11 protein-coding genes are annotated in these 10923 nt (G+C 61.8%); 5 read left to right on the top strand and 6 right to left on the bottom strand.

Annotated features, from left to right (window positions below; all coding sequences use genetic code 11):
- The 3 genes from V7080_RS18495 to V7080_RS18485 all read right to left on the bottom strand — a co-directional run.
- Positions 1-308, bottom strand: a 308-nt coding sequence (locus tag V7080_RS18495; RefSeq protein ID WP_334189868.1) for a DUF934 domain-containing protein, incomplete at its 3' end; no start/stop codon positions are given.
- Complete coding sequence (locus V7080_RS18490; protein ID WP_334189867.1) at positions 301-1995, bottom strand: nitrite/sulfite reductase; 1695 nt, start codon at positions 1993-1995, stop codon at positions 301-303. The genes V7080_RS18495 and V7080_RS18490, both read right to left, overlap by 8 nt.
- A 9-nt stretch (positions 1996-2004) precedes the next feature.
- The gene (locus tag V7080_RS18485) at positions 2005-2778 is read right to left on the bottom strand and encodes a sulfite exporter TauE/SafE family protein (RefSeq protein WP_334189866.1); all 774 of its coding nucleotides are present in this window, start codon (positions 2776-2778) and stop codon (positions 2005-2007) included.
- A gap of 139 nt (positions 2779-2917) precedes the next feature.
- Between V7080_RS18485 and V7080_RS18480 the strand changes: the two genes are divergently transcribed.
- From V7080_RS18480 to V7080_RS18470, 3 genes are read left to right on the top strand one after another with little or no spacing between them, the layout of a single operon-like run.
- On the top strand, positions 2918-3859 hold the full coding sequence (locus tag V7080_RS18480) for a CysB family HTH-type transcriptional regulator (protein ID WP_334189865.1): 942 nt from the start codon (positions 2918-2920) through the stop codon (positions 3857-3859).
- Positions 3860-3866: 7 nt separating this feature from the next.
- Positions 3867-4661 carry an HAD family hydrolase gene (locus V7080_RS18475; RefSeq protein WP_334189864.1) on the top strand — a complete coding sequence of 265 codons (795 nt, stop codon included), beginning with the start codon at positions 3867-3869 and terminating at the stop codon, positions 4659-4661.
- Positions 4658-5308: a class I SAM-dependent methyltransferase gene (locus V7080_RS18470; RefSeq protein WP_334189863.1), complete on the top strand. Its 651-nt coding sequence runs from the start codon at positions 4658-4660 to the stop codon at positions 5306-5308. The genes V7080_RS18475 and V7080_RS18470 overlap by 4 nt, the downstream gene beginning before the upstream one ends.
- A gap of 25 nt (positions 5309-5333) precedes the next feature.
- On the opposite strand, the gene V7080_RS18465 is transcribed toward V7080_RS18470, so the two are convergent.
- Entirely contained in the window at positions 5334-6203 is an 870-nt protein-coding gene (locus tag V7080_RS18465; protein WP_334189862.1) for an IclR family transcriptional regulator, read from the bottom strand.
- A 98-nt stretch (positions 6204-6301) separates the two neighbouring features.
- Here V7080_RS18465 and V7080_RS18460 point away from each other — a divergent pair, with 98 nt between their 5' ends.
- Together V7080_RS18460 and V7080_RS18455 are read left to right on the top strand one after the other, a co-directional pair.
- The gene (locus tag V7080_RS18460) at positions 6302-7276 is read left to right on the top strand and encodes a Bug family tripartite tricarboxylate transporter substrate binding protein (RefSeq protein ID WP_334189861.1); all 975 of its coding nucleotides are present in this window, start codon (positions 6302-6304) and stop codon (positions 7274-7276) included.
- A gap of 24 nt (positions 7277-7300) precedes the next feature.
- Positions 7301-8293 (top strand): fumarylacetoacetate hydrolase family protein, encoded by a 993-nt coding sequence (locus V7080_RS18455; protein WP_334189860.1) that lies wholly within the window; start codon positions 7301-7303, stop codon positions 8291-8293.
- A 163-nt stretch (positions 8294-8456) separates the two neighbouring features.
- Here the strand turns inward: V7080_RS18455 and V7080_RS18450 are convergent, their stop codons facing one another.
- Together V7080_RS18450 and V7080_RS18445 are read right to left on the bottom strand one after the other, a co-directional pair.
- Positions 8457-10298, bottom strand: a complete 1842-nt coding sequence (locus tag V7080_RS18450; RefSeq protein WP_334189859.1) for a chemotaxis protein CheA — start codon at positions 10296-10298, stop codon at positions 8457-8459.
- Positions 10298-10923, bottom strand: a 626-nt coding sequence (locus V7080_RS18445) for a protein phosphatase CheZ (RefSeq protein WP_334189858.1), incomplete at its 5' end; no start/stop codon positions are given. The genes V7080_RS18450 and V7080_RS18445, both read right to left, overlap by 1 nt.

Raw genomic sequence — 10923 nt, 5'->3', positions numbered from 1 at the left:
CCGAGACGGGCGCGCAGGTTGTAGGCGATCGAGTAGCCGCGGCCGTCAGCGAATTTAGGGAAATCGACGGCCACCACCTTGAAACGGTCGAGTTCGCCTTTCAGTTCTTCCGGACGCTCGCTGCTGCCGATCCAGACGCCGAGTTCGGCGCGGTTATCCAGGGCCGCGCGTTGCGCCTGCCAGACTTTCAGCGGCACGATGACCTTGCCTTCGGGCACAGAAACCGCTTCCGGCGTCTCGCCTTCATTCAGCCGTAGTACGGTCCAGTCGTCGGAGACGACGGCTCTGTTCTTGATGATGTCACGCATATGCGTCTTCTCCCGCTGCATGGTGTGTCTTGATGGGAGTCGCATAGACGAACTCCTTGAACGGCGCGACGCCGATACGGCGCGCGGTGTCGATGAAGCGCTCGTCCTCCACGCGCTCGCGCAGGTACACCTTCAGGATGCGGTCGATCACTTCCGGCATCTGGTGTGCCGAGAAGGACGGCCCGATGATCTTGCCGATGCTCGACTGGTTGCCCTGCGCACCGCCGATCGACACCTGGTACCACTCGGCGCCGTCCTTGTCGACACCGAGAATGCCGATATGGCCGACGTGGTGATGGCCGCAGGAATTGATGCAGCCGGAAATGTTGAGTTCGATCTCGCCGATGTCATGCTGGAAGTCGAGATTGTCGAAGCGCTCCGCGATATCGGTCGCGATCGGAATCGATTTCGCGTTCGCCAGCGCGCAAAAGTCGCCGCCGGGGCAGCAGATCATGTCGTTCAGCAGGCCGATGTTCGGCGTCGCCAGTCCATGCGCCTTGGCTTCGTTCCAGACGGTGATCAGGTCGGATTGCTTCACGTCCGACAACACCAGGTTCTGTTCATGTGTCACGCGCAGTTCGCCGAAGCTGAAACGGTCTGCGAGATCGGCGACAAAATCCATCTGGTCCGCGGTGGCGTCGCCGGGAGGCACGCCGGTCTTTTTCAATGACAGGACCACGGCCGAATAGCCGGGAATCTTGTGGGGCTTGACGTTGCGCTTGATCCAGTTCGAAAACGCCTTGTTTTCCGCTTTCAGCTTTTCGACCGCATCATCGACCGGCGCCAGGGTTTCATATGGCGGAGCGGTAAAGTAAGCCGCGACGCGCTGCAGTTCTTCCTCCGTCAGCGTGCTCGGGCCGTCCTTCAGGTCCTGCCATTCTTCCTCGACCTGGCGGGCGAATTCCTCGATGCCGATCGCCTTCACCAGGATCTTGATGCGGGCCTTGTAGATGTTGTCGCGACGACCGTACTGGTTGTAGACGCGCATGATGGCTTCGATGTAGCTCATCACGTGCTGCCACGGCAGGAAGGCGCGGATTTCGCTGCCGAGGATCGGCGTGCGGCCCATGCCCCCGCCAACCAGCACGCGGAAACCGATTTCGCCTTGCTCGTTCTTGAGGACGGACAGGCCGATGTCATGCACCGCGATCGCCGCGCGGTCTTCCAGCGCGCCGTTGATCGCGATCTTGAACTTGCGCGGCAGGTAGGCGAACTCAGGATGGAAGGTGCTCCACTGGCGCAGGATTTCAGCGAACGGGCGCGGATCGATGATTTCATCGGGTGCGATGCCGCAGTACTCGTCGGAAGTGATATTGCGGATGCAGTTGCCGGAGGTCTGGATCGCATGCATTTCGACCGAGGCGAGCTTTTCCAGGATGCCGGGCGTTTCTTCCATCTCGATCCAGTTGAACTGGATGTTCTGGCGCGTGGTGAAGTGGCCATAGCCGCGGTCATGCTCGCGCGCGATGTGGGCGAACATGCGCAGCTGGGTGGACGACAACAGGCCATAAGGCACGGCAATCCGCAGCATGTAGGCGTGGCGCTGCAGGTACAAGCCGTTCTGCAGCCGCAACGGACGGAATTCCTCTTCGGTCAGCTCATTCGCGATCCGGCGGCGCACCTGGTCGCGGTACTGGGCGACGCGCTCCTTGATGATCTGATGGTCATATTGGTCGTAGCGATACATCTTCAGTCCTTAAAAAACGAGTTTTGCGGCCACGCCGGTCAGTGTGGTTGCCAGGAGCGCGCGCAAGATTTTTTCGGGTACGGCACGTGCAGCCAGTGAGCCGATCGTGATGCCGGGAACGGAGCCGAGCAGCAATGTGCCGAGCAGTTCCCAGTTGATCGAGCCGAGCCACCAATGGCCGGCCGCCGCGATGGCGGTCAATGGTACGGCGTACGCAATGTCGGTGCCAGCAATTTCGGCCGGCGACAGGCGAGGATACAGCAGCACGAGCAATGTTGCTCCGATGGCGCCGGCACCGATCGACGACACCGTGACCAGGATGCCGAGCACCGCGCCGATGATGATCGTGGTGACGACGAGATTGCGGCCCTGCAACTGCTTCTCCGGATGGGCGATGACCCAGGCCTGCATGCGGCCGCGGAACAACAGGGCAACCACGGTCAGCAGGACGGAACCGGCGATCGAATAACGGATGATCTGGCCGATTTCCTTGTCGAGCGCGCCGAAGTACTTCAGGGAAATGGCGGCTACTACGGCGGCGGGAAGGGCACCGATGCACAGATGACGGACAATGTCCCATTTCACGGTGCCGCGGAAGCGGTGGGCAAATGTCCCCGCGACCTTGGTGGTGGAGGCAAATGCCAGGTCGGTGCCGACGGCGACCGTCGGGGACACGCCGAAGAACAGCGTCAGCAGGGGCGTCATCAGCGAGCCGCCACCCACACCCGTCAGTCCGACCAGAAGACCGACAGCAAATCCGGAAACTACATAAGAAAGAGTCATATACCCCCGCGCAAATTAGCATGAATCGTAATAAACTAATTTCTTATTACAAACTACAGAGTATTTATTTGCTTATATGCTTATGCGGTATATGGATTTATGCAAATAATTGCTTTCAGAGCAATAAGGCCAGAATGCCATGAACCTGCATCAATTGCGTTTCGTACGGGAAGCCGTCCGGCAGAACTTCAACCTGACGGAAGCCGCCAAGGCACTGTTTACTTCCCAGCCCGGGGTTTCCAAGGCGATTATCGAATTGGAAGAGGAGCTGGGCGTCGATATATTTACCCGTCACGGGAAGCGCATCCGCGGGCTGACGGAGCCCGGGAGGGCGGTATTGCGGTCGGTCGAACTGATCATGCAGGAGATCGACGGCCTCAAGCGCATCGGCAAGGAGTTCGCCGCGCAGGATTCCGGCAGCTTTACCATCGCAACGACGCATACCCAGGCGCGCTACGCCTTGCCGAAGGTGGTGCAGGCGTTCACACAAAAATATCCGAAGGTCCGCCTTTCATTACTTCAGGGAAATCCGAGGCAGGTGGCCGATATGGTCCTCAAGGACCAGGCGGACGTGGCGCTCGCCACCGAGGCGATCGCGGACATCAACAACCTGATCACGATCCCCTGCTATCAATGGGAGCATGTGGTCGTCGTGCCGACGGATCATCCCTTGCTCAAGGTGAAGTCGATTACGCTCGAGGAAATCAGCGCCTATCCGCTGATTACCTACGACACGGCGTTCGCCGGCAGGGCGAAGATCGACCATGCGTTTTCGCTGCGGGGCCTGCAGCCGGATGTGCTGCTCGAGGCAATCGATGCCGATGTCATCAAGACCTATGTCGAACTTGGCCTGGGGGTGGGTATCATCGCCGGCATGGCCTTCGACGCCGAGCGGGACAAGAATTTGCGGGCGATTTCGGTGGGCCACCTGTTCGGCACCAACGTCTCCCGGCTTGCGCTCAAGCAAGGCGCTTACCTGCGGGGCTATGTGTATACCTTTATCGAACTCCTGGCGCCGACCCTCAATCGCAAGCTGATCGAGCAGCTGCTGACCGGACAGAAGGATGATTACGAGTTGTGATGCCGGTATGAATCCCCTGAAAAACTGCCCGGCAGCGGAGCTGCGCGGCATTCGCGGCCTGTTGACCGATATCGACGACACGCTGACCACGAACGGCCGGCTGACCGCCGAGGTGCTGTCCGCGCTGGAAAGTTTGGGCCAGGCCGGTCTGCGGCTGATCGCCGTGACGGGGCGGCCGACCTATTGGGCGCAACCCCTGCTTCGGTTATGCGATTTCGATGCGGTGATTGCCGAAAACGGCGCGTCCGCCTTCTGGCTGGATGACAAGGGCATGCAGCAGGCATGGTTCTATGCGGACGCATCGACACGCATCCTGCATCGCCATGCGCTGGAAAGCCTTGCGTTGCGTCTGCGCGATCGTTTTCCGGCCATCCCGGTTGCGGACGATGCGCCGCAACGAGTCGGCGACCTGACCTTCGATATCGGCGAGCAGGTCGAGCCGCTGGCGCAGCACCTGGTCGATGAAGCGGCCGCGTTCGTGCGCAAGGAAGGTTTTTTTGCCACATCGAGCAGTATTCACCTGCATGCGTCGGTGGCGGAGTTTTCCAAGCAGGCAACGACGCAAAGGATTCTTGCCGATGTGTTCGGTGTCGCTGATGCCGACGCCCGCCGCGATTATGTCTTCATCGGCGATTCGGGCAATGACGCCACCATGTTTGCGCACTATCCTCTATCCATCGGCGTGGCGAATGTCGCCCGCCATGTCAGCCGCCTGTCCCGGCCGCCAGCCTATATCGCCGAACAGGCTTATGGCGCCGGCTTCGTCGAGGCGGCGCAAGCCATTCTGAAAGCGAGAACATGACCGATAGCACCGATATGGTGGCCTATTACACCAAGCGCGCACCGACATTCGAAGACGTGTACGAAAAACCCGAACGCCAGGCCGATCTTGCGCAATTGCAGGAGCGTGTCTGCGATGCCTTGCGCGACCATCATGTACTGGAAATCGCCTGCGGTACCGGGTATTGGACCGAGCGCATCGCCGCGTGCGCCGCATCGGTTTTGGCGACCGATGTCAGCGCCGACATCATTGCGTATGCGCGAGCGAAGGATCTGCCACCGGGAAAGGTGCGCTTCGCGGTCTCCGATGCCTACAAGCTCGATGTGCAAGACACTTTCAATGCCTGTTTCGCCGGCTTCTGGTGGTCGCATGTGAAACGCGAGGATCAAGGGCCTTTTCTTGCACGCCTGGGGAAGGTGCTGCAAAAAGATAGCCTGCTGGTCATGATCGACAACGCCTTCGTCGAGGATGGCAACCTGCCTATCGCACGCACGGACCAGGAAGGCAATACTTACCAGATACGCACCCTGCCGGATGGCGAGCGTTTCGAAGTGGTGAAGAATTTTCCGACCGACAGCACTTTGCGCAAGAAGATCGGACCCTATGCCAGGGACATCCGCATCCAGCGCCTGACCCATTACTGGATGCTGACCTGCCGCCTGAAGTAAAGCCCCGGTCAGTCGCAGTGCAGCGTCATTCAGGCGCCTGATACCCCAGGCGGCGCGACAGCGCCTGCGCATGGTCCGCAGTATGCCGGGCGATCAGGCCGTCCCAGTCCTGATCGATATGGGCAGCCGATCCCACGACCGTCAGGGCGAAGCGGATCCTTCCATCATGATCGAATACCGGTGCGGAAAATGCGTTGAAGCCTGCAAGCAGGCGCTCGGCCATCCTGCTGGACGGCGTGCTGACGGTGGACGGATCGAGCCGCCCGATGATGCGGGCAAGCCGCCTCTGGCGGACGTCATTCAGGATTGGCGCCAACTGGGCTTCATCCGCCGGCGCATCGGGTCTATCCCTGCGATTCAACGCAAGTTCCTGCTGCAGCAGCGGGGCAAGCTCGTCTTCCGGCATGAAGGCGGCGAAGCACAGGCCGCTGGCGGTATAGGTCAGCGGCATGACGCTGCCGATCTGCAGATTCACGGTGACCGGCCGGCGCGATTGCAGTAGCCGGATGTATGTCGGCCCGAAATTGCCCCAGGTCGCCAGGGCCACGGTCTCTCCGGTCGTGTCGCGCAGGCTCCGCAGGGATTCGTCGGCCAGCTTGACTGCGTCCATTCGTCCCAGCGCCGCCAGCCCGACCTCCAGCGCCAGCGGACCGAGGTCGTACAGTCCGGACGCGCCGTCCTGCTCCACCAGCCCGATCCGGATCAGGCTCACCAGGTAGCGGTGCGCTTTCGCCGACGGCATGCCGGCGTTTCTGGCCAGCACCGAAAGGGCGAGGGGCCCGCCTGCGCCGGCCAGCGCCAATAGCAGTGGGGCGGCCACTTCGACCGATTGAATCCCCTGCTGTTTGTCGGCGCGCAGCGTGTCCTCGTTCCCGGGTTGTCCTGGTGTTCGCATGCCCTGTAGTATTACGAAATGGTGAATCAATTGAATAATACGTAATCCGAGTCGAGGTGTAGGAGATTTTTCTGGCCCCGGCCATCCAAGGAGACAACATGCGCTTTCCCATTCTGATCAGACTCGTCGCCGGCATCGCATTCGCCGCCGGCAGTGCCGCTGCCACCGCGCAGGATTATCCCAACAAGCCGCTGCGATGGGTCGTGCCCTATCCACCCGGCGGCGGTTCCGACGTGATCGCCCGGACGATCGGCGGACAGCTGTCCAGGCAGGTCGGCCAGCCGGTGATCATCGAGAACAAGCCGGGCGCCGGCACCATCATCGGCGCCGAATCGGTCGCGCGGTCGGCTCCCGACGGCTACACCATCATGTCCGGCGACAACGGCACGTTCGTCTTCAACGGCGCGCTTTACAAGAAACTGCCCTACGATCCGCAAAAGGATTTCGTGCCGGTGACCCTGATTGCCCGCTTCCCGTTGCTCCTCGTGGCCAACCCCGGTGCCGGCTTCAGCAATGCAAAGGACTGGCTGGAGAAAATGAAGCGCGCACCCGGCCAGTACAACTATGCATCGGTCGGCGCCGGCAGCCCCCATCATCTGGCGATGGAAATGATCAAGCAGAAAACCGGCACGTTCATGGTGCACATTCCTTATCGCGGTGCCGGACCGGCGGTGCAGGATGTGCTGGCGGGGCAGGTGCCGATGATGGTGCTCGACCTCGCCACCGCGATGCCGCACATCAAGACCGGCAAGCTGACCGCGCTGGCGGTCCTGTCCGGCAAGCGCCTGCCATTGCAGCCGGATGTGCCCACGCTGAAAGAGATCGGTCTCGGCGACGAAGAAATCTATGCATGGCAAGGCGTCGTCCTTCCGGAAGGCACCTCCAGGGAGGTGGTTACGAGGCTGAACACCGAGCTGACCAAGGCGATCGCAGCGCCGGAAGTGGCCAAAAAACTGACCGACTTCGGCGTCGAGCCCTTGTCCGGGTCACCGGAGCAGATGGCGGATTACATCAAGACTGAAACGGCCCGCTGGCATGCGCTGATCAAGCAGCGCAAGCTTGGCCTCGATTAATCATTCTACGATTCCGGATACTGCATGAAACTTGCAACTCTCAAAGACGGCAGCCGTGACGGCCAGCTCATCGTCGTCTCGCGTGACCTCAAAACCGCCCAGGTTGCCGACGGCATTGCGCCAACGCTGCAACGGGCGCTGGACGACTGGGCCTTCATGGCGCCGCAGCTCGACGCACTATATGAGCAGCTCAACGCCGGCAAGACCACGCGATCCTTCGACTTCGATCCGGCGCGCTGCATGGCGCCACTGCCACGCGCTTTCCAGTGGGCCGATGGGTCGTCCTACGTCAATCATGTAGAACTGGTGCGCAAGGCGCGCAATGCGGAAATGCCGGCATCTTTCTGGCATGAACCCTTGATGTACCAGGGCGGTTCCGACGACTTCATCGGTCCTGCCGACGATATACGGCTCGGCTCGGAAGAGTGGGGCATCGATTTCGAGGGTGAAGTCGCGGTGATTACCGACGACGTGCCGATGGGCGCCACGGCTGAACAAGCCGCCGCCCATATCAAGCTGCTGATGCTGGTCAACGACGTCTCGCTGCGGAACCTGATCCCGGCTGAACTGGCAAAAGGCTTCGGCTTCTTTCAGTCAAAACCGGCATCGAGCTTCTCGCCGGTCGCGGTGACGCCGGATGAACTCGGCAGCGCCTGGCAGAACGGCAAGGTGCACCTGCCGCTGCGGGTAACCTGGAATGGCGTGGTGGTCGGGCAGCCGAACGCCGGCGTGGACATGGTCTTCAACTTCCCGCAACTGATTGCGCATTTGGCCCGGACCCGCAATGCGTGCGCCGGCAGCATCGTCGGTTCGGGCACCGTCTCGAACAAGGACAGCAGCAAGGGATACACCTGCATCGCGGAAAAGCGCTGCCTCGAAATGATCGCCGACGGTGAAGCGAAAACGCCGTTCATGAAATTTGGCGACACGGTGCGTATCGAGATGCTGGACGCGCAGGGTAAATCGATCTTCGGGGCGATAAGTCAGAAGGTGGTGCAGGCCGGCGGGAAGGAATGAATTCGACGAAGGCCGTTCGATCCCGAACGGCAGCACTGCTCAGAAAGGGTTTCCTCCCCCTTGCAGGGGAAGAAGCTCTCCGGTAGTCACTTAACAGCAGCCATTCAGCGCTGCGTCAAGCGAAACGGCCTGCATTGCATCTGCACGGAGGTGACCAAGCCCCTCAAGCCGCCAGCCGCGCCGCCGTCGTCTTGCACCCATCCAGCAGAAACGCAAGACTGATCACCAGCACCAGTTCACCTTCCGCCGAGCGCGCCGTACCGTTCACACCCGGTACCGTCAATGCCGTCAGCGGCTTGATCACCAGGTCCGCCGTGCCGTCCACCGCATCCACCGCGAGGATGTACGGCTGCGGCGCAGCGATCACGATGCCGACTTTTTCCTTGCCGGGCTCGTAGCCGAGTATGCCGGCCAGCGACCGCACCGCGAGCGGACGGCCCTGGTCACGCAGCACCGGTGCGCCGCCAACCTCGGCGAACTCTTCCGGCAATTCCACCACCCGTTGCACCACCGCCATCGGCATCGCCAGCGCGGCGCCGGCGGTACGCACCAGCATGGTCGGCACGATCGACAGCTCGATCGGCAGGCAGATGGTAAAGCGTGTGCCCTGGCCGAGTGCCGAATCGATGCTGATCGCGCCGCGATGCTTTTCCACCGCCGTCTTCACCACGTCCATGCCGACCCCGCGGCCGGACACGCTCGATGCCACTTCCTTGGTCGAGAAGCCGGGCAGGAACACGAGTTGATAGGCTTCCGCTTCGCTCTGCGCCGCATGCTCACCGATCAGTCCCTTGGCCAGCGCCTTCGTCCGCAACTGGTCCGGGTCCATGCCCTTGCCGTCGTCGGACAATTCGATCATCACGCTATTGCCTTCCTGCCATGCCTTGAGCGAGATGGTCGCTTTTGGCGGCTTGCCGGTGGTGGCGCGCGCCTGCGCATCCTCGATGCCGTGGTCGAGCGCATTGCGCAGCATGTGCACCAGCGGATCGTACAGACTGTCGACCACGACGCGGTCGACTTCCGTCTCCGCGCCTTCGATCACCAGCTCGACGTCCTTGCCGAGATCCTTTGCCAGCTCGCGCACGAGGCGCGGGAATTTCTGGAACAGCCGGCCGACGGGTTGCATGCGGGTGGATAATGTCGCCCGTTGCAGTTCGGTGGAATAGCGCGATGCCCGGTTCAGGGTTTCCGCCAGGTTGGCCATCAATGCCGCAGCCTGGCCGTCGAACTTGAACTGCAGGAGCTTTTCCAGCAGCACGCTGGCCTGGTTGGCCGCCTGCACCGATTCACCCGCCACTTCGAGGAGCGCGTCCAGCTTTACCGCATCGATGCGGATGCTGTCTTCCTTGACCGGTGCAACGATCGCACGCGCGCCCATGTCGTCCGCTCGCGGGGTTGCAGCCGCAGCCACACCCACAGCCGTGGCGGTTGTTGCGTTTGCCGGGGCCGCCGATGAAGTGCTTTCATCCGATACCAGCCGCAACCCCGATGGCACCACGGCCCGGTAAAGCGCTTCCCAGTCCAGTCCGTCGTCGCCCATGGTGCCGGCATCACCGGCATACTCCGTAACGACTTCCGCGGCCACCGGGCCGGCGGGCGCAGCCGCGAGGGATGGCGCGGTGCCGCCTTCGATCGCATGCGTGAGAATATCTTCCAGTTCCGCCGGCATCGCGGGCAGCGATTCCGGCGCCGCGCCATTGGCAAGCTGGCCGAGCTGGTCGGCGACGAAACCGCTGGCCTGCAGGCTGGCTTCGATGGCGGTCGGCGTGACCGGGGCCTTGCCGGTACGCAGCGCGTCGAACAGGTTTTCCGTAAGGTGGCAGGCCGACACGATGGCCGGCAGGTTCATGAACCCCGCGCCACCCTTGATGGTGTGGAAGGAGCGGAACAGCGCGTTGAGGGTATCCATGTCGTCCGGGTGGCGCTCCAGAGACAGCAGATGCTCCTCGACGTTCGTCGCCAGGTCCAGTGCCTCGACGACAAATTCCTTGAGCATGTCATCCATCAGAACCCCAGATCGGCAAGCAGACTATCGACATCGTCCTGTGCCATCGCGGTCCCCGGCGCCGACGGGCCCTGCATCAGCTCGACCGGCTTGTGCTCGGCAGCCATTGCGGCCTTCACTTCCGGTGGCGCGTTGTCCCGCAGCAGTTGGGCGAGCTCCTTTTCGGCGGTGCTGGTGATGGCGACGATCTTCTTGATCAACTGGCCGGTGATGTCCTGGAAATCCTGGGCCATCATGATGTCGAGCAGGCGCGCCTTTTCCGCCTCGGTGGCGTCGGCGACGGTGGCGGCGAATTGCTTGGAATCGCCGGCGAGCGTCTTGAATTCTTCGATGCTCATCTTGCCGCTGAACAGGTCGGCCCAGCGGCTGTCGATATCCTTTGCCTTTTTTGCAAGCGCATCCTGTTCGGGCATGCCGCTGTCGACCGCATTCAGCACCTTGTTGGCGGCTTGCTCGGTCAGCGTGGCGACGTATTCCAGCCTGCCTTGCGCATCGGTGATCTGGCTGGCGACATCGGACAAGGAGCGGTCATAGCCCAGTTCGCGCAGCGAGTCGTGCAGCATGCGCACGATCCCGCCGAGCCGTTCGTACATGGGTTTGTCCGACAGATCATCGGATTCTGCGT

The sequence above is a fragment of the Noviherbaspirillum sp. genome (genome assembly GCF_036846085.1).
In the GTDB taxonomy this organism is placed as follows: Bacteria; Pseudomonadota; Gammaproteobacteria; order Burkholderiales; family Burkholderiaceae_D; genus Noviherbaspirillum.
This window is presented reverse-complemented; position numbering and strand designations above follow the sequence as displayed.